21 protein-coding genes are annotated in these 24,211 nt (G+C 72.7%); 8 read left to right on the forward strand and 13 right to left on the reverse strand.

Going from position 1 to position 24,211, the window contains the following annotated elements:
- Window positions 1-29: 29 nt before the first annotated feature.
- From ACQP2F_RS30205 to ACQP2F_RS30220, 4 genes are read left to right on the forward strand one after another with little or no spacing between them, the layout of a single operon-like run.
- A complete protein-coding gene (locus ACQP2F_RS30205; RefSeq protein ID WP_433293269.1) occupies window positions 30-812 on the forward strand; it encodes an FAD binding domain-containing protein in 783 nt (260 codons plus the stop codon).
- Window positions 809-3,421, forward strand: a complete 2,613-nt coding sequence (locus tag ACQP2F_RS30210) for a molybdopterin-dependent oxidoreductase (protein WP_433293271.1) — start codon at window positions 809-811, stop codon at window positions 3,419-3,421. Before ACQP2F_RS30205 ends, ACQP2F_RS30210 begins: the two co-directional genes overlap by 4 nt.
- Window positions 3,418-4,281 carry a hypothetical protein gene (locus tag ACQP2F_RS30215; protein ID WP_433293273.1) on the forward strand — a complete coding sequence of 288 codons (864 nt, stop codon included), beginning with the start codon at window positions 3,418-3,420 and terminating at the stop codon, window positions 4,279-4,281. The genes ACQP2F_RS30210 and ACQP2F_RS30215 overlap by 4 nt, the downstream gene beginning before the upstream one ends.
- Window positions 4,282-4,318: 37 nt before the next feature.
- Window positions 4,319-6,316, forward strand: a complete 1,998-nt coding sequence (locus tag ACQP2F_RS30220; RefSeq protein WP_433293275.1) for a hypothetical protein — start codon at window positions 4,319-4,321, stop codon at window positions 6,314-6,316.
- Window positions 6,317-6,319: 3 nt separating this feature from the next.
- On the opposite strand, the gene ACQP2F_RS30225 is transcribed toward ACQP2F_RS30220, so the two are convergent.
- The 7 genes from ACQP2F_RS30225 to ACQP2F_RS30255 are packed head-to-tail and all read right to left on the reverse strand — an operon-like array spanning window position 6,320 to window position 15,686.
- Window positions 6,320-7,027 (reverse strand): SGNH/GDSL hydrolase family protein, encoded by a 708-nt coding sequence (locus ACQP2F_RS30225; RefSeq protein ID WP_433293277.1) that lies wholly within the window; start codon window positions 7,025-7,027, stop codon window positions 6,320-6,322.
- The gene (locus ACQP2F_RS30230; RefSeq protein WP_433293279.1) at window positions 7,024-8,001 is read right to left on the reverse strand and encodes an alpha/beta hydrolase; all 978 of its coding nucleotides are present in this window, start codon (window positions 7,999-8,001) and stop codon (window positions 7,024-7,026) included. Before ACQP2F_RS30230 ends, ACQP2F_RS30225 begins: the two co-directional genes overlap by 4 nt.
- Complete coding sequence (locus ACQP2F_RS30235) at window positions 7,998-8,663, reverse strand: hypothetical protein (RefSeq protein WP_433293281.1); 666 nt, start codon at window positions 8,661-8,663, stop codon at window positions 7,998-8,000. Before ACQP2F_RS30235 ends, ACQP2F_RS30230 begins: the two co-directional genes overlap by 4 nt.
- Window positions 8,660-10,369 (reverse strand): phosphatidylglycerol lysyltransferase domain-containing protein, encoded by a 1,710-nt coding sequence (locus ACQP2F_RS30240; protein WP_433293283.1) that lies wholly within the window; start codon window positions 10,367-10,369, stop codon window positions 8,660-8,662. Before ACQP2F_RS30240 ends, ACQP2F_RS30235 begins: the two co-directional genes overlap by 4 nt.
- A gap of 51 nt (window positions 10,370-10,420) precedes the next feature.
- Window positions 10,421-12,346 (reverse strand): ATP-binding protein, encoded by a 1,926-nt coding sequence (locus ACQP2F_RS30245; RefSeq protein ID WP_433293285.1) that lies wholly within the window; start codon window positions 12,344-12,346, stop codon window positions 10,421-10,423.
- Window positions 12,343-13,569 (reverse strand): sensor histidine kinase, encoded by a 1,227-nt coding sequence (locus ACQP2F_RS30250; RefSeq protein ID WP_433293287.1) that lies wholly within the window; start codon window positions 13,567-13,569, stop codon window positions 12,343-12,345. The genes ACQP2F_RS30245 and ACQP2F_RS30250 overlap by 4 nt, the downstream gene beginning before the upstream one ends.
- 38 nt (window positions 13,570-13,607) lie before the next feature.
- Window positions 13,608-15,686 (reverse strand): transglycosylase domain-containing protein, encoded by a 2,079-nt coding sequence (locus tag ACQP2F_RS30255; protein WP_433293289.1) that lies wholly within the window; start codon window positions 15,684-15,686, stop codon window positions 13,608-13,610.
- A 393-nt stretch (window positions 15,687-16,079) separates the two neighbouring features.
- On the opposite strand from ACQP2F_RS30255, the gene ACQP2F_RS30260 reads away from it, so the two are divergent.
- Window positions 16,080-16,703 (forward strand): DUF6230 family protein, encoded by a 624-nt coding sequence (locus ACQP2F_RS30260; protein ID WP_433293291.1) that lies wholly within the window; start codon window positions 16,080-16,082, stop codon window positions 16,701-16,703.
- A 78-nt stretch (window positions 16,704-16,781) separates the two neighbouring features.
- Complete coding sequence (locus tag ACQP2F_RS30265) at window positions 16,782-18,422, forward strand: DUF6114 domain-containing protein (RefSeq protein WP_433293293.1); 1,641 nt, start codon at window positions 16,782-16,784, stop codon at window positions 18,420-18,422.
- On the opposite strand, the gene ACQP2F_RS30270 is transcribed toward ACQP2F_RS30265, so the two are convergent.
- Together ACQP2F_RS30270 and ACQP2F_RS30275 are read right to left on the reverse strand one after the other, a co-directional pair.
- Window positions 18,412-18,804 carry a DUF1992 domain-containing protein gene (locus ACQP2F_RS30270; RefSeq protein WP_433293295.1) on the reverse strand — a complete coding sequence of 131 codons (393 nt, stop codon included), beginning with the start codon at window positions 18,802-18,804 and terminating at the stop codon, window positions 18,412-18,414. The genes ACQP2F_RS30265 and ACQP2F_RS30270 overlap by 11 nt on opposite strands.
- Before the next feature lie 6 nt (window positions 18,805-18,810).
- Window positions 18,811-19,353, reverse strand: coding sequence for a TetR/AcrR family transcriptional regulator (locus tag ACQP2F_RS30275; protein ID WP_433293298.1), 543 nt, complete (start codon window positions 19,351-19,353; stop codon window positions 18,811-18,813).
- A gap of 56 nt (window positions 19,354-19,409) precedes the next feature.
- On the opposite strand from ACQP2F_RS30275, the gene ACQP2F_RS30280 reads away from it, so the two are divergent.
- Complete coding sequence (locus ACQP2F_RS30280; protein ID WP_433293300.1) at window positions 19,410-20,756, forward strand: serine hydrolase domain-containing protein; 1,347 nt, start codon at window positions 19,410-19,412, stop codon at window positions 20,754-20,756.
- On the opposite strand, the gene ACQP2F_RS30285 is transcribed toward ACQP2F_RS30280, so the two are convergent.
- The 3 genes from ACQP2F_RS30285 to ACQP2F_RS30295 all read right to left on the reverse strand — a co-directional run bounded on the left by ACQP2F_RS30285 (window position 20,753) and on the right by ACQP2F_RS30295 (window position 22,536).
- Complete coding sequence (locus ACQP2F_RS30285; RefSeq protein WP_433293302.1) at window positions 20,753-21,727, reverse strand: polysaccharide deacetylase family protein; 975 nt, start codon at window positions 21,725-21,727, stop codon at window positions 20,753-20,755. The two genes, ACQP2F_RS30280 and ACQP2F_RS30285, sit on opposite strands and share 4 nt — an antisense overlap.
- Window positions 21,728-21,729: 2 nt before the next feature.
- A complete protein-coding gene (locus ACQP2F_RS30290; RefSeq protein ID WP_433293304.1) occupies window positions 21,730-21,939 on the reverse strand; it encodes a hypothetical protein in 210 nt (69 codons plus the stop codon).
- Window positions 21,940-22,266: 327 nt separating this feature from the next.
- Window positions 22,267-22,536: a DUF2277 domain-containing protein gene (locus ACQP2F_RS30295; RefSeq protein WP_433293306.1), complete on the reverse strand. Its 270-nt coding sequence runs from the start codon at window positions 22,534-22,536 to the stop codon at window positions 22,267-22,269.
- An 88-nt stretch (window positions 22,537-22,624) separates the two neighbouring features.
- Here ACQP2F_RS30295 and ACQP2F_RS30300 point away from each other — a divergent pair, with 88 nt between their 5' ends.
- Window positions 22,625-23,323: an isocitrate lyase/PEP mutase family protein gene (locus ACQP2F_RS30300; protein ID WP_433293308.1), complete on the forward strand. Its 699-nt coding sequence runs from the start codon at window positions 22,625-22,627 to the stop codon at window positions 23,321-23,323.
- A 201-nt stretch (window positions 23,324-23,524) separates the two neighbouring features.
- On the opposite strand, the gene ACQP2F_RS30305 is transcribed toward ACQP2F_RS30300, so the two are convergent.
- On the reverse strand, window positions 23,525-24,127 hold the full coding sequence (locus ACQP2F_RS30305) for a YbhB/YbcL family Raf kinase inhibitor-like protein (RefSeq protein WP_433293310.1): 603 nt from the start codon (window positions 24,125-24,127) through the stop codon (window positions 23,525-23,527).
- Between the last annotated feature and the right edge of the window lie 84 nt (window positions 24,128-24,211).

Genomic DNA, 24,211 nt, shown 5'->3' on the forward strand with positions numbered 1-24,211 from the left:
CGGAAACAGAACACGCGTAGCGTACGAACGTGGATCTGAACACCGTCACCGAAGTGGTCAGCCCGGCCGGGCCCGGCCAGTGGCGGCCGGGCGACGCGTGGCTGGGCGGCGGGACGGCGCTGTTCGCCGAGCCGCGGCCGCACCTGTCCCGGCTGCTCGACCTCACCACGGCCGGGTGGCCGGCGCTGACCATGCGCGCGGACGGCCTGGAGATCGCGGCGACCTGCACCATCGCCGAGCTGGCGGCGAGCGGCCACGACATCGTCGAGAGGTGCTGTCACGCGTTCCTGGCCTCCTTCAAGATCTGGAACGTGGCGACCGTCGGCGGGAACCTGTGCGCGGCGCTGCCGGCCGGGCCGATGATCGCGCTCGGCGCCGCGCTCGACGGGAAGTGCCTGATCCTCGGGCCGGAGGGCGAGCGCCGCGAGGTCGCGGTGAGCGAGTTCGTGACGGGCGAGGCCACGACCGTCCTGCGCGACGGGGAGCTGCTCCGATCCGTACATCTGCCGAAGTTGCCGCTCTTGTCACCGACGGCGTATCGGCAGGCGTCGCTGCACGCGCACGGCCGATCGGGCGTCCTGGTGATCGGCCGCCGCGCCGGAGACGGCCTCGCGATCACCGTCACCGCCGCCACCCGGCGCCCCTATGTGCTGAGGTTCCCGGAGATGCCGGAGCCGGAGGTCGTGCAGATCGCGGTCACCGAACGCATCCCCGAGGAGGCGTACGTGCGGGACGTGCACGGCCTGCCCGCGTGGCGGCGGCACCTGACCAGGCTCTACGCCGAGGAGGTCCGGCGGGAGTTGGCCGGATGATCATCAACGGCTCGCCCCATGACCGGGCGCCCCGGCCGGGCCAGTGCCTGCGCACCTACCTGCGCGAGGAGGGTTGCTTCGGGGTCAAGAAGGGCTGCGACACCGGCGACTGCGGCGCGTGCACGGTGCACGTCGACGGCGTACCGGTGCACTCCTGCGTCTATCCCGCCTTCCGCGCCGCCGCACGCAGCGTCACCACCATCGAGGGTCTCGCCGGGCCGGACCGGCTGCATCCCGCCCAGCAGGCGTTCCTCGACGCGCAGGGCTTCCAGTGCGGCTTCTGCACGGCCGGCCTGATCATGACGACCGCCGCGCTCACCCCCGACCAGCGCGACGACCTTCCCCGGACGTTCAAGGGCAACCTCTGCCGCTGTACGGGGTACCGCGCGATCGCCGACGCGCTGGCCGGCGTGGTGAACATCGCCGCGCCGGCACCGGGCGGGGCGGTCGGCGCCAGCCTCGGCGCCCCCGCCGGCCCCGAGGTCGTCACCGGGACGGCCCGCTACACGTTCGACCTCGACCTGCCCGATGTCCTGCACATGAAGGTGCTGCGCTCGCCCCACCCGCACGCCCGGATCGTCGGCATCGCCGTCGAGGCGGCGCTGTCGATCCCCGGCGTCGAGGCCGTCTTCACCCACTTCGACGCCCCGGACAAGCTCTTCTCGACCGCCATGCACGAGAACGCCTCCGAGGATCCGGCCGACACCCGGGTGCTCGACGACGTCGTCCGCTACGCCGGCCAGCGGGTCGCCGCCGTGGTCGCCACCTCGGAGGCGGCGGCCGAGGCCGGATGCCGCGCCGTCACCGTCGAGTACGAGCGGTTGCCCGCGGTGGTCGACGCCGCGTCGGCGATGCGGCCGGGGGCGCCGCGCGTGCACCGCTCGGGCAACGTCGTCGGCGAGCTGCACGGTCAGCTCGGCGACGTCGAGGCCGGCTTCGCGGCCGCCGACGCCGTCTACGAGGGGACCTTCTCGACGCCCCGGGTGCAGCACGCGAGCCTGGAGACGCACGGCGCGGCCGGCTGGCTCGACGACGACGGCCGCCTGGTCATCCGCACCAGCTCGCAGACGCCGTTCCTGACCCGGCGCGCGCTCGCCGCCCTCTACGACCTGCCGCCGGAGCGGGTGCGGGTGCTGACCGGGCGGGTCGGCGGCGGCTTCGGCGGCAAGCAGGAGATGCTGGTCGAGGACCTGGTGGCGCTGGCGGTGCTGCGGCTGCGGCGGCCGGTCAAGCTGGAGTACACCCGGGCCGAGCAGTTCACCTCGGCGACGACCCGGCACCCGTTCACGGTGACGGTGAAGGCGGGGGCGCGGCGGGACGGCATCCTCACGGCGCTGCAACTCTCGGTGGTCGCGGACACCGGCGCGTACGGGAACCATGGCCCTTCGGTGATGTACCACGGCTGCCACGAGTCGCTGGCCGTCTACCGGTGCGCGAACAAGAAGACCGACGCGTACTGCGTCTACACCAACACGGTGCCGGCCGGGGCGTTCCGGGGTTATGGGCTGGGGCAGGTGACGTTCGCGATCGAGTCGGTGATCGACGAGCTCGCCCGCCGCCTGTCCATCGACCCGATCCTGATGCGCTCGCTGAACATCGTGCGGGCCGGCGAGCCGTTGGAGGCGCCGGGCAACCACGCCGACGACCTGACTATCGCGAGCTACGGGCTGGACCAGTGCCTGGACCACATCCGATCGGCTTCGGATTTGTCGCCCACGCCGCCGGGATGGCTCGTCGGGGAGGGCATGGCGATCGCGATGATCGCGGCCGGACCACCCGGTGGGCACTACGCGGACGCGACGGCCACGCTGCTCGCCGACGGGACCTTCGAGATCGCGGTCGGGACGGCGGAGTTCGGCAACGGCAGCACGACCGTGCACGCGCAGATCGCGGCCGACGCGCTGCGCACCACGCCCGACCGGATCCGGGTGCGGCAGTCGGACACCGACGTCGTGCGGCACGACACCGGGGCCTTCGCCTCGACCGGCGTCGTCGTGGCCGGGCGGGCCGTGCTCGAGGCCGCCAACGGGCTCCGCGGCAAGATCGTCGCCGCGGCCGGCGGCACCTGGCCCTCGTCGCCGGCGTCGCTGGCCGAGCTCGCGGCCCGGCACCGGCTGACGGCCTCGGGGCAGTTCGACGGGTCGCCGCGGTCGGTGGCGTTCAACGCGCAGTGGTTCCGGGTGGCGGTCGATCCGGCGACCGGCGAGCTGCGCATCCTCCGCAGCGTGCACAGCGCCGACGCCGGCACGGTGATGAACCCGCTGCAGTGCCGCGGGCAGGTCGAGGGCGGGGTGGCCCAGGCGCTGGGCGCGACGCTGGCCGAGCATGTCGACATCGACGGGAACGGGGAGGTGACGACGACCGGCTTCCGGCAATATCACCTGCCCACGTTCGCGGACACCCCGCGTACGGAGGTCGTCTTCGCCGACACCGACGACGCGATCGGGCCGCTCGGCGCCAAGTCGATGAGCGAGAGCCCGTTCAACCCGGTCGCGCCCGCGCTGGCCAACGCGTTGCGGGACGCCACCGGTGTGCGCTTCACGGCGCTGCCGTTCACCCGGGACCGGATCTGGGAAGGACTGCAGCGGGCCGGTATTTTCGGGGCATGAGAACGGCGACCCGCCGGTTCGCGCTCTGGCGGGCCGACCTCGACGGAGGCGTGTGCGCGGTGCCCGAGGAGTGCGTGCCCGCGCTGCGCGACCGGGCGGAGGTCGCCGTCGTGCTCGAGCACCGCACCTACGGCCTCACCCCGGCCCGCGCGGTCTTCGCCTCGGCCCTGGCCGAGGACGTCGAGTGGCAGCTGACCGGCATCGAGTGGCCCGGCGACGTCCGCCCCGGCACGCTGGTCACCGTCTCGTGGCAGCCGGCCAGGGACGAGATCGTCATCCGGACGACCGCCCTCGAGGAGCCCATCCGGGTCGACGGCCTCGACTACTACCACGAGTACGACCCGAAGGTCGTGACCCGTTCGTTCGAGGCCGGCCGGTCCAACCGCGGCCGGGTCCTGCACGCGGTCCGCCGCCAGGGCCGGGTCCTCGACGACGGCAGCGCGGTGCTCCCGGCCGACGCCGTGCCCGCACTGGCCGGCCTCGGCCGCGGCGCGAAGGGCAGGTTCCTGCTCGGCCACGCCGTCGACCAGCTCATCCGCGAGGGCTTCCTGACCCGGGTGCCCGGCAGCATCGACGGCACCGGCTACGCCACCTTCCCCGCGGTCGACGGCCAGAAGCCGGCCGAGCTGCTGTTCTACGCCCCGCTGGTCGAGGAGGGCGTGTACCCGGGCGAGGACGAGAACCACCCCGACCGGGCCGAGCACCTGGTCAACGGCTTCGTCCGCCGCCTGCCGCCGGGCGCCCACGCCTCCGAGCGCCAGCTGACGCTGCACCAGCAGGCGGTCGAGGAGGAGGAGATCGACGCCGACCCGCTGGAGCCGGGCTACACGTTCGTGAAGAAGCACCACCGCCCCGGCTGAGGAACCCACCACGGCATTGATGTAGCAGACTGCAAACATGCGGCTGCGCGGGGTCAAGAAGTGGTGGCGCCTCGCCGTGCGGCCGTGGACCGTCCGCTACCGGACCCTGATCCTCGCCGCGGGACCGGTGGCCGGCGCCCTGCTCGGTGTCGTCACCAACCTCATCACGGGTACGTGGAACTGGTGGCTCTTCGCGGCCATGCTGGTGCTGATGGTCGTGCTCACCCTGCAGGCCGTCCTTATCGAGGCGGGGGAACCGGGGTCGCGGCTGCTGCCACCGGACATGCTCAGCACCGCGCTGCGGCGGTTCGAGGGATCCCTTTTCGGTCGCGGCCGCCCGTTCCACGAGCTTGTGCACGCCCTGCACCACGACGACGGCAAACGCATCCACGTCGTGCACGGGCTGGCCGGCACGGGCACGACCGCGCTGGCGAGCCGCTTCGGGATCAGAGCCGAGAACGACGGCGCCGAGGTCTTCTGGGTCGACGGGTCGACGGCGACCACGCTGCAGGGCGGTTTCCAGGCGGTGCACGCCCGAGTCGCCCGGCTGGCCGGTGATCTACCGGTCGGGACCGGTCCGCTGGACATCGACGGGCTTTGGGATCGGCTGGGATGGTTGTCCGTACGGACGCCATGGCTGCTGATCATCGACGGGCTCGACGACGTGCAGCTACTCGGAAGCGGGGCCGACCTCAGGTCGCTGCACGGCCGGCTACGCATCCCGCCGCCCGGATGCGCCGTGGTCATCACCACGACCGACGGGAGAACCGTGCACTTCTCCCGGGCCGCGGTGCGCTTCCGCCGCCTGGGCGGTCTCGCCGCCGCGCCCGGCGGCCGGATGCTTGTCGACCACGCCCCGCACGCGGGACCCCGGCACGAAGCCGAGCGGCTGAGCGCGCGACTCGGCGGAAACGCGATGGCGTTGTTCCTCGCGGGCCGCTACCTGGCGGTGGCCGCGCAGGATCACCTCGAACCGTCGACGTTCGCCGGATATCACGCCGCGATCGGGTCGCCGACTTGGTGGAACCGCCTCACCGCCAAGTCGGGCCACCTGTGGCCGGTGGTCGCGGCCTGGGAGCGGTCGCTGGGCCGGATCGAGGCCGGACATCCGGGCGCCGGCCTGTTGCTCGGGGTGATCGCCTGCGTCAGCACCGAACCGATACCCCGCATCATGATCGAGGAGCAGGTGCTGCGGGAGTCGGACCTGTTCGGGCGATCGTTCCCGCTGTGGCGGGCGCTGGAACGCCTGGCCGACTTCGGGATGGTCGAGCTGATCGGGCAGGGCGACGAGCAGCTGGTGATCGTCCATCCGCTCGTGCAGGCCCTGATCCGCCGCCGCCGCGAGATCCGGCGCCGGGCCGCCGCGGTGCGCCGGCTCGCGAAGCGGCTCAAGTCCTTCCCGGAGGACCGCGCGCCCGAGCCGGTCCGGAGCGCCGTCCGCCGGGCCCGGGTCGTCGACGTGCCGGACGAAGATCAGCCCGGCGAAGCGTGGTGGGACCGGTTCCTGCCGACACCGGCGGCTCACGATCCGTCCACGCCGTCGCGCCTGCACATTTTCGTGGCATCGCCGGGCGACCCCGGCTCCGCTCCGGCCCCGGCGCCCGGGCCGGTGGAACCGGACGCTTCGCACCCGGACACGCCGCCGGTGGCTACGCCGGACGACCTCGCGCCGACGGCGCCGGCCGTCGCCGTTCCCGCACCGCGGCCGCCGCACCAGTACACCCCGGCGCCGGCGACCGTGAACGGCTCCGCTCCCGGAATGCCCGCGCCGCCCATCTGGGCTCCGCGGTCGCCGGCCGGAGGCGGAACCTCGCCGGGAATGCCCGCGCCGCCGGTTTCGGGGCCGCAACCGCCGATGCCGCCGCCTTCGATCCTGGCCGTGCCGCTGTCGTTCCAGGGTGGCGACTTCGACACGTGGGACCCGGCCCCGCCGGTCGACACGCCGGCCGACCGGCATGTGCCGCCGCCGCGTTTCGACGAACCCGGGATCGAGTACCCGGAGGGGCCGGGGATCGGCGGGCCCGGGCTGTTCTGACGGTCAGCCGGGCAGCGGCGGGAGCAGCGCGGCGATCGCGGCGTGGCCGGCGGCGTTCGGGTGGTCGCCGTCGGGGGCGAGCATGCCGGTCGGGTCGTGGGTGCCGTCGTCGCCGTGGAAGGCCTCCTCGGTCGAGACGTAGGCGGCGCCGGGCTGGGCGGCCGCCTGCTGGAGGGCGTTATTGACCAGGTCGGTGGCGTCGGCCGCGTTCTGCACGCCGTCGGGGCCGTAGGTGGCCTTGCCCACGTCGCCGTCCTGCACGACGTTCCAGTAGCCGAGGACGATCACCGGGATCGGCCGGAGCTGCTCGATCGCCGCGACCGTCGCGGTGACGTCGGCCTGGACGCTCTCGGCGGCGGACCGGTACCGGGTGGGGTCGTCGAAGACGGCGCCCATGTCGTTGGCGCCGGTCATGATGACCACCTCGGCGGCGGAGGCGATCACGTCGTGCTCGGTGGGCAGCGCCGCCCGCACGTCGGCGGCCGTGGAGCCGGGCTCGGCGAGGTTGACGTCGGTGGCGTGCTGCTCCCGCGCGTACAGGGCCGGGAAAGGATCGCAGCCGCACGCCGTGCCCGCCGGAACCGAGTCGCCGAGGGTGACCACCGTGCGCAGCTCGACCGGGCCGGACGTGGACGCCTGCTCCGGCTCCGGCACCGCGGTCGAGCAGGCCGCCAGCAGGAGCACCGCCAGCAGCGCAGACGCCCGCCTCACGAGACCGGCCGGGCCAGGTGGGCGGAGAGCCAGTCGAACGACGGCGGCTCCATGCGCAGCCAGACCGCGTCGCTGTGCCCGCCGTGCGCGACCGTCGCCGTGGTCAGCGAGAGGGGGTGGTGGCACAGGGACGCGAGACGGCGCTGGTCGCGGGAGGACTCCTTGTCGTCGGCGGCCCAGCCCAGCCACAACGCCGCCGGCGGCTGCGGCAGGTGACGCAGGCGCCAGGCCGGGTTGTTGGTCGTCAGCTCGGAGCCGTCACCGACCTTGATGCCGGGGGCCGCGTAGCCGGCCAGGCTCGCCGCGGCCGCGTACTCGCCGGGGTGCTTCAGCAGCAGGTTCGTCGCGCAGTACGCCCCCGCCGAGTACCCGGTCAGGCCCCACCCGGCCCGGTCGGCGCGCACCCGCCAGTGGGCGCGGGCGTAGGCCGGCACGTCGACGGTCAGGAAGGTCTCGGACTGCACGCTGTCCTTCAGGTTGGTGCATTCGGTGTCCAGCAGGTGCCAGGTCGTCTGGAACGGGAACAGCACCACGGTCGGCGCCATCCGGCCCGACGCGATCTCCTCGTCCAGCGTGGCCTGCACGTGCAGCCGCCTTATCCAGGTGATCGGCGAGCCGGGGTAGCCGTGCAGCGCCTCGATCACCGGATAGCGGCCGTTGCCGCCACGGTACGCCGCCGGCAGGTAGACGAACATGGTGAGGGTCAGCCGGCTGGCCTTGCCGGGGACGTGGACGATCAGCATGCGGCTGCCGGTGACGCTGGCCGGCGGGGCGGCCTCGGCCGCCTGCGGGTACGCCTCGGTCAGCCGGTTGACCTGCAGGGCGGCCGAGGCGACGACGCTGAGCGCGGCCAGCAGGACGAGTCCCGAGCGGCCGGCGAGGCGCAGCCTGTTCCACGCCACGGCGAGCAGCACGGCGGTCGCCGCCACCGCGGTCAGGGCCAGGACCAGCGGCAGCACTCCGTCCGGGCTCACGACGGCAGCTTCAGCGGCGCGGCCAGCGCGGGCGGCACCTCGTCGGGCGTCCGGTCGCGGGTGGCGAGCCCGGCCGGCGCGGCGGCCACGAACGCGGCGCCGAGCGGGCCACCGCCGACCACGTCCCACCCGGTGGCGGTGACGCGCAGGTCGTGCCGGAGCGCGGACGGCAGCCCGAGCAGGGCGCCCGCGGTCGTGCGCGGGGTCGGCGCCAGGCGGACGAGCACCGCGTCGCCGAGTGCCGGCGGCGGGACGCCGAGCGCCAGCACGACCGGGAAGGTCACCGTGGCCCGGATCGCGTAGTCGGCCGGGAGCGTCACGGTCGGCGGCGCGGCCAGGTGCCAGGCGGCGAGGTCGTGCGGGCGCCAGGCGAACGGCCCGGGCGGCACGTGGTGGTCGAGCACGCCGGCGTGCACGACCGCGGTGGTGGCGACCGTGCCGGTGTCGCCGCGCAGCGCCTGCCAGGACGGGTAGAACTGTTCGTGCCGGTTGACCACGAGGCCCACGGTCAGGACGGTCAGCGCCTCCACCAGCAACACGGTCAGCGTGCGGGTGACCGGGCGCAGGCGGGCGCCGCGCGGCCACAGCCAGACCGTGGCCGCGGCCACCCCGACGAGCGCGGCGGCCGCGAGCGCGATCAGCCGCAGGCCGGTCAGGCTCACGCGGCGACCTCGCTCCGCGGCAGGCGCAGCCGCGGCAGCTGCGGCGTCGGCAGGAACGCCTCGGCGGTCATCGCCGCGATCGCGATGCGGGGCAGGTCACGGGCGGCCGGGAAGCACAGGTAGCGCGGGGTCCAGGTCGGCAGGTACTTCGCGTTGGACCGGTAGAGCGATTCGATCTGCCAGAGCCGGGACGCGGCCCGCAGCAGCCGGTGCCACAGGCGCAGGACCGGCCCGGCGCCGAGCTCCTCGGCACGGGCGAAGACCGAGCGCAGCACCGCGAAGTTGAGCGACACCCGGCGTACGCCCAAGGTGGTCGCCTCCTCCAGCACCGCGGTGACCATCAGCTCGGTGAGGCCGTTCTCGGCCGTGCGGTCGCCGCGCATGAGGTCGAGCGACAGCCCGTCGGGACCCCACGGCACGAACTGCAGCAGCCCGCGCAGCCGGCCGTCGGCGTCGTGGCAGAGCACGAGCAGGCAGTCGGCGTCGCGCGGATCGCCGAGCCGGGACAGCGCCATCGAGAAGCCGCGCTCGACCGGCCCGTCGCGGAACAGGTCAGCGGCCCGGATCGCGTCGGCCAGCTCGGTCTCGCTCAGGTCGCGCTGCCGCACCACCCGGCACGTGTAGCCGGCCCGCCGCATCCGGTTGACCGCCTGGCGCACGCCCCGCATCGGCCGGCCGTCGAGCGAGAACGCGCCGGTCTCCACGATCGCCTCGTCACCGAGCTCGACGACATCCAGACCCGCTTTCCGGTACGCCTTGCCGGCCGCATTGCCGCAGCCGAGGACGGCCGGGGTCCAGCCATGCCGGGCCGCATCCGTGAGCCAGGCGCCGATCGCCTCGGGCCAGGCCGACTCCGGGCCGATCGGGTCGCCGGCGGCCAGGCTCACCCCGTTGACCACCCGGTAGGCCACCACCGACGCCCGGTTGGGCGCCCACATCAGCGACTTGTCGGTCCGCAGCGCGAAGTAGCCGAGGGAGTCGGCTCCGCCGTAACGCCGCAGCAGCTCGCGCAGGCGCTCCTCGCCCTCGGGCTCCCGCTGCGGCCGCCGCGAGCCGGGCCGCAGCAGCACGAACAGCGCCGCCCCGGCGGCGAGCAGGCCGCAGGCGCCGGTCGTGTAGGCCACCAGGTCGGCGGCGAACCGGCGCTGGAACTCGACCGGCCCGTCCAGGCCGATCAGGCCGAGTGCCGACTCCTGCGCCCAGGCGGTGACGCCGGGCGTGCCGACCAGATGGTCGGCCCGGATGCCGACCTCGACGAAGCCGAGCACGAAGCCGGCCGTCGCGAAGCCGGCCAGCGCGGTGACCGCCCGCCAGCGGTGGGCCGGGTCGGCGATCGTGGTGAACCGGTCGTGGGTGGCCAGCAGCATGATCAGCAGAACGCCGCTGACCGCGGCGGCCTCGTAGTCGAGGGCCTTGACCAGGTGCAGCAGGACCGAGGCGGCGGCCAGCCCGGTCGCCACCTGCCAGGCGCGGCGCTTGCCGCGGCGCAGGCCGGCGCCCAGGTAGACCAGCAGCATGCCGATCACGACCGTGCCGGCGCGGGCGGAGAGCGCGCCGGCGGCGGGCACGAACTCCATCGCCGTGAGCATGCGGCCGTGCCGGGGTGGCGCGATGGCGGTGACGACATCGATCAGGCCGGCCAGCTGGACCAGCCGCGCGATCGTGCGCCGGGAGAGCGGGGGTCGCTCCAGCCGGGGTTGCATCATGCCGCCATCTTCTATGCGCCCGCTGAAGAATGGCGGACAGAAAGCTGCCGACTAGCTGTGCACTTCCTCGGCCGTGGGGGCGAGCACCGGCAGGATCAGCGTGAACGTCGAGCCCTTGCCCAGCTCGGAGCGGGCCGAGACGGATCCGCCGTGTTCGGTGACGATGTTACGCACGATCGCCAGTCCCAGTCCCGGGCCCTGCACGGCCTGGTGCATGGCGTTGGCGGCGCGGTGGAACGGGGTGAACAGGCCGGGCAGGTCGTCGGCGGGGATGCCCATCCCGGTGTCGCTGACCGTGATCACCGCCTCGTCGCCGTCGATGGACAGCCGCAGCTCGAACCGGCCGCCGGGCGGGGTGAACTTGATCGCGTTGTCGACCAGCTTGCGCAGCGCCCGCTCGAGCTGGGCGCCGTCGCCGAGCACCCGGACCGGCTCGGCCTCGAGAACGCTCTGCACGTGTTTGGCCCGGGCCGCGCCGGCCAGCTCCTCGTGCACGCCGGTGAGCGTCGCGGTGAGGTCGACCGGCCCCGGCTCGGGGCCGAGGCGCCCGTTCGCGCCGTCGAGCAGCAGCAGGTCGCCGACGGTCGCCTCGAGCCGGTGGGCGTTGCGCAGGATCGCGTCGAGGCCGCGCCGCTGCATCGGCGACAGCCCGCCCGGGTCGTCGTCCGCGGTGAGCAGCTCGGTGTAGCCGAGGATGCTGGTCAGCGGGGTGCGCAGCTCGTGGGTGACGGTCGCGACGAAGACGTCCTTCTGCTCGTCGAGCTGGCGCAGCTCGCTGATCAGCCGGTCCTGCCGCAGGTGCAGGCGCTGGTGGCCGACGGCGTGTTCGATCTCCCGGGCCAGGCGCGCCAGCAGGCGCTCGTCGTTGCCGGTCCAGGCCGGGCCGCCGGGGCGGTGCACGATCAGGGCGCCGGGTGGGCACTCGTCGTCGCCGCTGAGCGCGATCACCAGGTCGTCGCCGATCACCCGCACGACGCCGGGCCGGCCCGACCGCACCTGCCGGACCAGCTCGGGGTCGGGCTCGGCGGCGCCGGACGGCCAGCACACCGACATCCCGGCCGGCCGGCCGACGGTGATCAGTGCGTACGCGGCGCCGGCCCCGAACGCATCGGCGACGACCTCGAGGACCTGCCGCCCGATCGTCTCCGGGTCCTGTCCGCTGCGCAGCCGGGCCGCGACCCGGTGGCGCGCCTCGCCGGCGGCGACGCGGGCCTGTTCGGCGTCGATCAGCCGCTCGGTCTCGGCGGCCAGGTCGTTGAGGGTGCCGATGACGGCGCGCATCTCCGCCGGCCCGGTCGGCTCGGCGCGGGCCGCGCGATCGCCGTCGGCGAGCCGGCGCAGGGTGCGTCGGATGTGCTCGAGCGGGCCGAGCAGGTACCGCTGGTGCAGCAGTGCGAGGCCGGCCCCGGTGAGCAGGACGAGCAGCGCGAGCCCGCCGAAGATCAGCTGCATGCGCCGGGCGTCGCGCCGGTCGGCGGCGTGCACGGCGGCCCGTTCGGCCTCGACGGCCTTGCCGACCAGGGCGTTCGCCGCCCGGATGTCGTCGAACAGCTCCTTGCCGCGGGCGGCGCGCCGGAGGTCACCGTCGGCCACGCCGGCGTTGATGATCGGGATGCCGTACGCGTACAGCCATCGGTTCACCGCCTGCCGCTCGGCCGTGACCAGGCGGACCAGGACCGGGTTCTCGACGGCGTCGTCGAGGCGGTCGAGGGCCGCGAAGGCGCCCCGCTTGCCGCTCTCGTACGGCTCGAGGAACTGTTGCTCCCCGGTGAGCTGGAGACCGCGCACCGCCGTCTCCGCGTCGGTCATGCCCTGGAGCACCTCGCGATTGGCCTCGAAGAGCCCCTCCATGCGGGCCGTCCGCGCGTCGTGCCGGGCCTGGAGCCGGTCGCCGGCCACGAGCTGGAGCAGCACCAGCGCCAGGAAGAGCGCGCAGAGGACGGCGAAGCCGGCCGCGACTCGATGCTTGAGGCTCACCGGCGCCCCGCGGTGACGGCGGTGTCCCGGGCCGGGACGGTGAACGTGATGGTGGTGCCGCCGCCCGGGGTCTCGCCGGCGGTGATCCGGCCGCCGTGCCGGTCGACGATCCGCTGACAGGTGGACAGGCCGACGCCGTGCCCCTGCCGGGCCGTGGGGTCGACCTGAGCGAACATGTCGAAGACGCGCTGCCGCTGCTCGGGCGGGATGCCGATGCCGTTGTCGGCCACCGAGACGGCCCACTCGCCGTCGACTCGCCGGGCCGCGATCCCGATGCGGCAGACCCGGTCGCGGCGCCGGTACCTCAGCGAGTTGCCCACGAGGTTCTGCAACAGCTGACGCATCAGCGTCGGGTCGCAGTCGAGCTCGGGCAGGGCCGGGTCGACCTCGACGACGGCGTCGTCCAGCGCCGAGCGCAGGTCGGTGAGGGCCAGCTCGGCCACGTCGCCGAGACGGGCCGGCTCGATCCGGCAGGGCGCGTTGCCGGCCTGTGCGTAGCTGAGCAGCGAACTGATCAGCCCCGACATACGGCCGACGGCCCGGCGGGCGGCCGCGATCCAGTCGGCCGCCTCGGGGTCGTCGAGGCCCACGTCGGCGAGCAGCTCGAGGTAGCCGCGGACGACGGTGAGCGGGGCCGCGAGGTCGTGGCTGACCACCCCGGCGAACTGCTCGAGCTCGGTGTTGGAGCGCCGCAGCTCGGCGATGGTGGCGGCGAGCTCGCCGGCCAGCTCGCCGTTGACCCGGGCCTGCCGGCGCCGCTCGAACAGCGCCAGGATGACCCGGGCGCAGTCCTTCAGCCGGTCGATCTGCGCGGCGCTGAGCTCGTGCGGCTCGTCGTCGAAGACGCAGAGCGAGCCGAGCGCGTGCCCCTGCGGGGTGACCAGCGGCGCCGACGCGTAGAAACGGACGTTGGCGTACACGCCGGTGACCCACGGGTTGAGGGCGTAGCCGGGGTCGAGCCGGGCGTCCCGCCGGTAGATGAACTCGCCCTTCTCGAAGTGCACGGCGCACATCGAGTCGGCGCGGTCCGAGTCGCCGCCCTCGAAGCCGGTGGTGGTGAGCTGGCACTGCCGGTTCTCGTCGATCAGGTTGAGGGTCGCGGTCGGCACGCCGGCGATCATCGCGGCCACCCGGACGACCGCCTCGAGCTCGTCGCCGGCCGGCGCGTCGAGCAGGCGGTACTCGTGCAGTGCGGCCAGGCGCTCCCGCTCGTGGGTGGTCACCTAGGGAAATTCGGCAGGTGACCGCCGTCACCTAAGTCTTAGTTGCCGAAGGCGACCTGGTCGCCGGGCATGGTGAAGCCCGGATAGTCGCCGTCGCCGACGGCGGCCCGCAGCGTCCGCCCGACCGCCGTCACCACCCGCGACTCGACCGCGCTGCCCACGTGGTCGGAGGGATTGACCGGGTCGGCGGCGATGCCGGCCGCGACCATGGTGCGGGTGAAGCCGACGAAGGTCTCGGTGCGGTTGTCCTCGGTGCTGCCGGTCTTGCCGGCCACCGGCCGCCCGCCCATGATCGAGTCGACCTGCGTGGCGGTGCCGCCGTCGCACCGGCCGTAGGCGCTCTGCTGGCCGACCGGGCAGCGCGCGGCGTCGGTGGCGGCCCGCGCCACGTCCGGGTCGAGCACCCGCCTGCAGCCGGACGCCAAGGCGACCGCGGTGCCGTCCGCCCTGGTGATCGACTGCACCGGCGTCGGCGCGCAGTAGGTGCCCTCGGAGGCCACGGTGGCGTACGCCGAGGCCAGCTCGAGCGGGGTCGTGTCGATGACCCCGAGCGTGAACGACCCCCAGCTCGACGCGCTGGTCCCGGCCATCCGGGCGTCGTCCGGGGAGGCGAAGGAGATGCCCAGCTTCCTGGCCTCGGCGACCACGGCGGCCGGCCCGACCTGCTCTTCGAGGTGCACGAAGTACGTGTTGACCGAGCGGCCGAACGCGTTCCACATCGTGCGGTAGCCGTCCATCCAGCCCGGGTTCGCGTTGCCCGGGCAGTACTTGCCGCCGCAGTTGCCGGGGCCGCTGTCGGGCCACTCGGTGGGCAGCTTGGACGGCGAGTCGAAGCCGGTGTCCAGCGGCATGCCGGCCTCGAGCGCGGCCAGCATCGTGAACATCTTGAAGGTCGAGCCGGACGGGTAGCCGTACACCCCGCCACCGCCGCTGATCAGCGGGTTCACCGTGTTGGAGGTGCCCGGGGCGGCGCTGTAGTGACGGTTGACGGCGAGCGCGAGCACCTGGCCGGTGCCGGGCTGGACCACCGCGATCGGCAGCACCTTCTTGCTGTCCAGCCCGTAGACGGCGCGGGACTGCGCGGCCGCCTGCTTCTGCACGGCGGGGTCGAGCGTGGTGACGATCGTGTAGCCGCCCCGGCGCAGGGCCGCGTCCCGCTCGGCCGTGGTCCGGCCGAACTGCGGCTGCGCGTCCCACCAGCGCTGGACGTAGTCGCAGAAGAAGCCCCACCCGTCGGCCTTTCCGGACGCGTCGACGCAACCGTTGGGCTGGGTCCTGCCGGTGAACGTCAGCTTCTCGGCGGCGGCGGCCTTCTGCTGGGCCGCGGTGATCATGCCCGCCTTCTGCATGGCCCCCAGCACGTACAGCTGCCGCGCCTTGGCCTTGTCCTTGTCCCCGCCGACCGGGTTGTCCGCGTCCGGCGACTGCACGATGCCGGCGATCATGGCGGCCTGGGCGAGGTCGAGGCGGGCCGGGGTGACCCCGAAGATGCGCCGGCTGGCCGCCTCGATGCCGTAGGCGCCGTCGCCGAAGTACACGATGTTCAGGTAGTTCTGCAGGATCTGCTGCTTGGTCAGCCGCTGCTCGAGCTCGATCGCGTACTGCACCTCCTTGAGCTTGCGGCCCGGGGTGTCGGCGGTGGCCTCGGCGCGCTCGGCGGCGGAGAGCGTCGGGTCTTCCTTCAGCACGTTGCGCACCACCTGCATGGTGATGGTCGAGGCGCCCTGGGCGGCGGCCCCGCTGCGGGCGTCGGTGACCAGCGCCCGCACGGCGCCCTTCAGGTCGACGCCGCCGTGCTGGTAGTAGCGCACGTCCTCGGCGGCCACGATCGCCTGCTGCATCACGGGCGCGATCTGGCTCATCGCCACGTCGTGCCGGTCCTCGTCGTAGAACGTCGTGATCAGCGTCTTGCCGTCACTCGCGTACACCCGGGTGACCTGCGCCGTCGGCGGGTTGAGCAGCTGCGCCGGCAGCTCGTCGCGCTGGCTTTCGGACCAGTGCGCGGCGGAGAGCAGCAGCACGCCGGCCGGGATCGCCGAGACGCCGACGAGCGCGCCGATCAGAATCAGCACGCCGCTCAGCCGGGCCAGAGCGCCCCCGCGCCGCTTCTCTGCCATCCCCAAGATCCTTTCAATGGGCTGACTTCTAGTCGGTAGCACCCGAATCTGAGATCTCCCTGGGTTTCGTTACCGATCCGTAACCTTCACTGCCACCTATACACGTGGTGACCGTCACATCGCCCGTCGAGGGCACTTCTGTCCAGATTAGGAAGCAAATTCAGGTCTGCACAGCGACCAAGGTCACTCAGCGTAACCAAGATCAAGTGACTTGGGTTACTGACTGGTAGCTCTGGCACTTGTAACCGCTGAGCAGGGGCGGCAACATTTCCCGCACGTTAAACGACGGCATCGACGGATCTCTCTGCTGGCGGTTGATCGACAGGGTCTCTCGTCGATGTGAGCCCATAGCGGTGTGGCCGCGTGAGCCGTCTGACTTCCATAGGAGGATCCGTGAAGGATTCGCAAGGCGACGTGGTGGAGGGGCGCACCAACTGGCGCCGTTTCGCCATCGCGATGGGCATTCCCACCGTCGCGGCGGGCGTGCTGGTGGCCGGGGTCGCCTCGGGCGCCGTGGCCGCCAGCTTCTCCGTGTCCGGCACCCAGTTCAAGCTGTCCGCGGACAAGCTCGTGGGCGAGGGCTTCACCCAGTACAGCGGCCGCCTCGACACCGAGACGGTACAGAAGCAGACCGGCCAGAAGTACCTGATCGCCGCCAAGTCGGGCATCAGGAGCGCGGACATCACCAACCTGTGCCAGACCGTCGCGGTCGGCCCGGTCGTCCTGCGTATCGAGGCGGGCAAGAACACCCCGGTGCACGCCGACAACCTGCTGATCGGCATGTCCGAGCTCAGCGGCGACGCCGAGTTCACCAACATCAACATCGGCCAGGACGCTTCGACCATGGGCAAGGCCGACCCGGTCGAGCGCGGCGACGTGGGCGGTTTCGGCCAGCAGGCCGACAAGGTCACGATCACCAACCTGCACCAGGTCGCTTACTCCACGCAGGCGAGCACGTTCAAGCTGACCGGCATGAGCCTGAAGCTGTTCGTGGGCGACGGCAAGGAATGTTTCTGATCTAATGCCGGGGCTCGCGGGACCTTGGACCCGCGAGCCCTGTTCATGCTCGACCCTTTTCTTCTCGCGGAGGACCACGTGGCAACCGACAACTTCTGGGGCAAGTTCCGCCGCTGGCGGCGCCACCGCCCGTTCTGGGGCGGCTTGTTCCTGATCTTGTCGGCGATCGAGCTGTTCCTGAGCGCCAACATGTCGCTCGGGGCCCTCGAGATCCACATCGGGCCGCAGGGCTTCCTCTCGTACGTGCTGCCGGCGATCCTGGTTCTCTGCGGCCTGCTCTGCTGGTTCACCCCGCAGCAGCGCCTGTTCTACGGCATCATCGCGCTGCTCGCCGCGCTCTACTCGTTCATCGGCCTCAACCTCGGCGGTTTTGTGATCGGCATGCTGCTCGGCATCCTCGGCGGCGCGCTGATCATCGCCTGGGGACCGCCGCGCTCGCGGCCGGGCACGCCGCTCGACGGGCCGCCCACGGACGAGCCGACCGACCACGACGAGGACGAGCCGATCGACGTCGGCGACGACATCTTCAACTCCGGCGACGACCACGGCCGGGACGTCGAGGAGACCCAGCAGATCGAGATCGCCGGGCACGACGACCGGCCGCACGAGCAGCAGCCGCAGCAGGTGCGGCCGGCCGGCTTCGTGATCCCGCGGCAGCGGGACCGGCGCTCCCCGCTCCAGCGCCTCGGCCGCAACCGCAATGCGATCACGCTGGCCGCCGTGCCGCTGGCCGTGACCGCGTCCATCCTGGTGGTCGGCAGCACCCTGCCGGCCAGCGCCGAGGAGTGCCCGAAGGGCATGCCCTCCCGCTCGACCGCCGCCTCATCGGAGGCCGTCTCGCCGAAAGCGGCGGCCGCCGCCAAGAAGAAGATCAAGCCCGCGACGTCCCCGGCGTCGCGTTCCACCACCAAGCCCGCGGCGAAGCCGGCGTCGCCCACCGCGCCCGCGTCCACCTCCGTCTCCGCCTCGGCCTCGGCCTCCGCGTCGAAGAAGAGCAACCCGGTCCTCGACGGCATCTCCAACTTCGTCGACGGCGTCAGCAACGTGCTCGGCATCGGCGACGACGAGTCGTCCACTCCGAGCACGTCGCCGGCATCGTCGAAGGTCACGGCGCCCGCCACCACGCCGGCCACCACCCCCGCCGAGGAGCCGGCCAAGACCACCCCGCCGGCTGCCGACCCGACGACCGCGCCGGCCACTACCGAGCCGGCCAAGGCCGACCCCGCCACCACCGAGCCGACGCCGACGGCCGGCAGCGATGACATCCCCTGCCTCGGCGCCCGCGTCTTCGGCAAGGTGGCCAGCGCCGACGACATCCCGACGGTGGCGCTGAAGCCGGGCCTGATGGAGGTCGGCTCGCTCACCATGTACGACTCGACGTACGACGGCGTGGTCGACATGCCGACCGCGAAGGGCTCGTTCAAGGCGCTGAAGTTCAGCATGCGCAAGGCCGAGAACAAGCCGTTCAAGCTGACCATCGACGAGCCGAGCGGCGGCCAGACGGTCATCAACAGCAAGTCGCTGACCACCACCGGGGACGTGAAGTTCTACACGCCCGAGTTCAAGGGCAAGCTCTTCGGCCTGATCCCGGTGACCTTCACGCCCGACTCGCCGCCGCCGCTGACCCTGCCCGTGCTGTGGTTCACCGACGTGAAGATCCAGCTCGCGTACGTCCGCTGCGACACGCTGACCGGCGACCCGCTGAAGGTCAACGGCTGAGTCGCCGCGCCGCCCACGCGGCCACGACCTGGTCGGCGTCGCGCGGCGGCAGCACCACCGGTGGCCCGTCCATCAGGCCGACCCGGGCCTTGCGGAGGCGCTCGTTGAGCGCGGCCACGTGGTCGCGGACCTCCCGCTCGGTGCGCAGCCGGTCGACCGCGGCCTCGAGATCCTCCACGTCCCGGCGCAGCGCCAGCGTCGGCGGGATCACGCCCGCGGTCGCACCCTCACGCTCGAGCCAGTCCTTGACCCACCAGTCCTCCTGGTAGTCCCGGCCCGCGTCCCGCAGTGGCTTGCCGGCCCCTTCGAGGTTGTCGAACTCGCCGCGCTCGGCCGCCTCGCGCAGCTGCCGGTCGATCGACGACTCGTACCAGTGCACCATGCTTGGTCAGTCTAGTTTCGTCTCCGCCTCGATCCCGTCCAGCACCTTCCGCAGCCCCCAGAGATACTGCTCGGCCCCGCCCGAGCGCTCGGCGTCGGCGATCTCGAGAGCGACCCACCCGAGGACGAAGTTCTTCAGCAGGTACGCGGCCCGGTCCGCCGACTCCGGTGCCAGGCCGGCCCGGATCAGCAACGCCACGAGGCAGGCACGCAGCCGCTCGGCGCTGGGCGACCGGATCGGCCCGCCGATGAGGATCGGCACGGCGCCCGGATGCCGTAGCAGCCGAGCACGCAGCTCGGTGGCCAGCGCCTCGACGCGGGCGCGCCAGGTGCCGGCCGCCCGCAGCCGCACGTCGCCGAGGAGACGCTCGACCAGGGCGCGCTCGACGGCTGCCCACTCCGGGAAGTAGGTGTAGACCGTGGTGGGCGCGACACCGACCGCGGCCGCGACCCGCCGGATGGAGGCCGCGGCGGGCCCGCCGGCGTCGAGCAACGCCAGCGCGGCGTCCAGGATCTGCCGCTCGGTGATCGCGGGCCGCTGCGACGCCATACGCGCATCCTCTCCCGGATGCGGAGAGCGCGCTCGGCGAAGGCAGGATGGGTCCTATGTCGACGCTGCTGCCGGAAACCGCCCGCGCCCTCCGCCACCGCCTGGCCATCGCACAGACGACGGGCCGGGCGCCTTCGGCCACCGCCGCCGTCGTCCGCGACGACGACACGGTCTGGGCCGAGAGCCACGGCGACGGCGGCGGCCCCGACGTGCAGTACCGCATCGGCTCCCTGACCAAGACCTTCACCACGATCCTGGTGCTCCGCCTCCGCGACGAGGGCCGCCTCGCCCTGACCGACCGCCTCGACGACCATCTCCCCGGCACGGCGGCCGGCGACGCGACGATCGCCGCCCTCCTCGGCCACACGGCCGGACTGCGCTCCGAGCCGCCCGGACCCTGGTTCGAGCGCAATCCGGCCATCTCCGAGATCCTCGCCGAGGACCCGTACGCGCACCCGCCCGGCGCCCTCTTCCACTACTCCAACCCCGGCTTCGCCCTGATCGGCGCGCTCGTCGAGCGCCTGCGGGGCGAGCCGTGGGAGCAGGCGCTGCGCGACGAGGTGCTGACCCCGCTCGGCATGAGCCGCACCACCGGATCGGCGACCGCCCCGCACGCCGCCGGCTGGGCCGTCCACCCGTGGGCCGACGTCCTGATGCCCGAGCCCGCCACCGACCTCGGCCCGATGGCGCCCGCCGGCCAGCTGTGGTCGACCACCGCCGATCTGGCGAGGTTCGCGCTCTTCCTGCTCAACGGCGACGACCGCGTGCTGCGATCGGAGTCGCTCGCCGAGATGCGCCGCCCGGCATCCCCGCCCGAGGCGGCACGCTGGGACATGGGGTACGGCCTCGGCACCCAGCTGCTGCGGCACGAGAATCGCCTGCTGGCCGGCCACACCGGCTCCGTGCCCGGCTTCGTCGCCACGCTGTGGGTCGGCCACGACGACGGCGTCGGCGCGGTGGTCCTGGCCAACACGACCGCGGGCTTCCCGGTCGCGACCCTGGCCGCCGACCTGATCCGCGTGGTGGCGGAGAAGGAACCACGTATACCCGCGCCCTGGCGTCCGCTCCGGAGCGTCGACCCGGACATCCTCGAGCTCGCCGGACCATGGTTCTGGGGCCCCGCGCCGTACCTCCTCAAGCCGTTGGAGGACGGCCGGCTGGAGTTGTCCCCGCTGGCGGGAGGCCGGATCCGCTTCCATCCCGACGGCGCGGGGCGATGGGTGGGCCAGAACGGCTACTTTCACGGCGAGCGCCTCACCGTCGAGCGCGACGAGACCGGCGCCGTCACCCATCTCGACGTCGGCACCTTCGTCTTCACCCGCCGGCCCTACGACCCCGGCACCGTGATCCCGGGCGGCGTCGACCCCGCCGGCTGGCGAGCCGGCGGGGCCGTAGTTCCTTAGACGCTGCAGGAGACGGTGGGCCAGGTCCAGGACCCATTCGTCTGGATCGTCACACCCCAGTTGTTGCCGCTCCCGTTCGGCTTGGCCACCAGGACCTGCGAGGACGGGTACGAGGCGGAGATGTTCCAGGTCGCGATGATCTTCTCCGGCGAGGGGACGTTCATCGTGACCGTCCAGCTGTTCGAGCCGGTGACCGCGACGTTGAGGTTGTAGCGGTCGCTCCACGTCGAGCCGGCGGACAGGGTGGCGGTGCAACTGCCGCTGCCACCGCCACCTCCGCCACCCCCGCCGCCTCCGCTGCTCCCGTCGGGAGCCACGGCGCGCCCGGTCTGCGGGGAGATCATGCCGGCGCACAGGCCCCGGCTCGCCAGGCCCTGAGCGATGCGCGGGATCGCGGCCAGCGTGTTGGCCGGCCACTCGTGCATCAGGATGATCTGGCCGTTGGTGAGCCGGGCGTTCGCCGCGACGATCGCGTCGACACTGGCGCCGTTCCAGTCCTGCGAGTCGACGTCCCAGATGATCTGGGTGAGCCCGTACTTCTGCTCCACCGACTGCAGCGTGCCGTTGGTCTCGCCGTACGGCGGCCGGAAGAGCTTGGGCGTTCCGCCGCCGGCGTTGGCGATGGCCTGTTGCGTACGCGATATCTCGGAGTCGATCTGAGCCTGGCTCTGCTGGATCAGATGCGGGTGGGTGTAGCTGTGGTTGCCCACCCACATGCCGGCGCTGACCTCGGCCCGCACCTGGGCCGGGTAGGCGGCCGCGTACTGGCCCTCGTTGAACATCGTGGCCCGCAGCCCGTTCTGCCGCAGCGCGTTGAGGATGGCCGGGGTGTGGTCGTTGGACGGTCCGTCGTCGAAGGTCAGCCCGACGTACCCGTTGCAGGTGGCGGCCTGCGCCGGGCCGGCGGCCAGGCCGACGACGGTGCTCGCCGCGACGACGGTGAGCGTGGCCAGGAGCTTGAGGGGGCGCATCGTCATCGCCTCCCGCCGCACGAGGCGCTGTTCCGCGCCCGCGTGCCGGTGGTGGGGATGCCGATCGGCGCGTTCGTGCGGTGGTTCTCGACCGCGTAGGTGCGGACCAGCGTGTTGGTGGCCCGGCCGCCCAGCGGCAGACGGGCGTGGCCGGACGGATTCAGCGGGCGCGGGCCTCGGCGGCCGCGCCGGGGAGCGGGGATTTCGGACATAGCACGCGCTTCCTTTTCTGACGGCCCTGGGGAGGGGCAGCGGGAAACGAGCCGGCTGGTGGATGCCGGCGTACAGCGGCTTGGGGTTATCGAGATCCGTCGATTGCGAGAAGTATTGGACCGCGCGCATGTCCTTGTCAACAACTTACGGAAAGATGTCGGTAATACTCGTAGGCATATTTGCAGGTGAGTCGGCATTCGTCGGGGCGTTCATGTCTTCTAAAGCAGCTCATCTTCCAAAACTTATCGCTCGGTTTTCCGAAAGTTCCGGGCTTTTTCGAGGCGCGAGGATTTCTGCGGCCGGCCGCTGCCGTCTCAAACGAAGGATCAGGAGGCGTACCGTCTCTCGGCCCGCGCCCGCGCCTTGGCCGCCTCGATCTCCCGATTCTTCGGCGGCGCGGTGGTCACCAGCTCGCCCAGCAGGTCGGCGGTGGCCGCCGCGACGGCCGCCACCGCCCGGTCGAAGGCCGCCTGGTTGGCCTGCGAGGGCCGGGTCGCGCCGGCGACCTTACGCACATACTGCAGCGCGGCGGCCTGTATCTCGTCGGCCGTCGCGGGCGGCTCGAAGTTGTGCAGCTGGTGGATGTTGCGGCACATCTCGTGTGCTCCTTCCGGTCGACGGCTGCGCCCAACTTACGCCCGGGGTGCGACAAGTTCGGGGCGTCCGCCCCCGGCTCCTGCACCCTTGGCCTCGGCGCTGGCCGCCGCCGGTTTCGCCGCGATCGGCACGACGAGCCTGGGCGTGTCGGCCGCTCACGGCCTTCCCGACGGCGAGGAGCAGGGCAAAGATCAAACCCTTGCCCTCGTACGCGCACTGCGTGACCGCCTCGACGTTCCCCTCACGGTCGACGTGGCGGGCGGATTCGGCAGCAGCCCGCACGAGCTGGCCGCGTACGCCCAGGCCCTGCACGACTCCGGCGCCGCCGGCCTGAACCTGGAGGACGGCCGCCCCGGCGGCGCCCTCGCCCAGCCCCGCGACCAGGCCGCCCTGATCGCCGCCGTGAAGGCGCGGGTGCCCGCCATGTTCGTCAACGCCCGCACCGACACCTACTGGCTCCCGGGCGCCGACCGCAGCGAGACCCTCCCCCGCCTGCGCACGTATCTGAAGGCCGGCGCCGACGGCGTCTTCGTCCCCGCCGTCTCGGACCCCGCCGAGATCCGGGCCCTGACCACCGCCCTCGACGCCCCGCTGAACGTCCTGCTGCTCCCCGGCATGACCGTCCCGGCCCTGGCCGCCCTCGGCGTGGCCCGCATCAGCACCGGCTCGCTGCTGTTCCGCGTGGCGCTCGACACCGCCGTCCGGACGGCCCGCGCGATCGCCGCCGGAGAGCCCGCGCCCGACGGCGTGCTGAGCTACGCCGAGGTGAACGCCCTGTCGGCCTGAGCTCGACCGGTCCCGCTGTGGACGGCCGCCCGGAAGTGTCGTACTCCCGCCGTAATCTCACCCCACCCAGTGAACGGGGTGGGGTGAGAGCAGGCGCGAAGGCCTGTGTGGACGACCGGGCGGAAAGTGTCGTACCCGCCGCCTAATCTCGCCCCACCCAGTGACCGGGGTGGGGCGAGAGGAGGCGGACAGCAACCGGCGCTACTGACGAGCCGTAGCCGTGAACGTTCCCGCCGCGATGGCGTGCTGGCCCACGACGTAACCCGCCACGGGGCCGCGCGTGTCCGGGGTCAGCTCGATGGTCGGCACGTCCAGCGCCACGACCGTGAACACGTAATGGTGGGTGATGTCGCCCTGGGGTGGGCACGGTCCGGTGTAGCCGTTCACGCCGGCGTCGTTGACGCCGTTCACGCTGGGCGCCGGCAGCGCCGCGCCGGTCGGGAGGGAACGGGTGGTGGCCGGGATGTCCCAGGCGGTCCAGTGCCAGAAGCCGCTACCGGTCGGTGCGTCCACGTCGAAGACGGTGACCGCGAAGCTCTTGGTGGCGGCCGGCGCGCCGCGCCAGCTCAGCTGCGGGGAGATGCTGGTGTCGCCGCAACCCCAGAACCGGGCGGGGATGGGCTTTCCGGCGCGTACGTCGGAACTGGTCAGCTTGAAATGACCGATCCCGGCGGGCAGGCCCGAACGGACCTTGTGGTAGCCGAAGGTCGGGAACGTGCCGGCGGCCGAGGCGCCGACGGCTGTGCCCAGGATCAGCAGCACGGCCGCGGCGATCACGGCGGTGCGGCGGGTGATGCGATGCATGAGGTTCCTCCCGTGTTTTGTGGCGTGCCGGCGATGGACATTCGGATGCGGGTCACGAGCCGGCCGCATCCAAGGATCGTCGTC

Origin of the sequence: Actinoplanes sp. CA-030573 (genome assembly GCF_050951115.1) — a bacterium.
GTDB lineage: Bacteria > Actinomycetota > Actinomycetes > Mycobacteriales > Micromonosporaceae > Actinoplanes.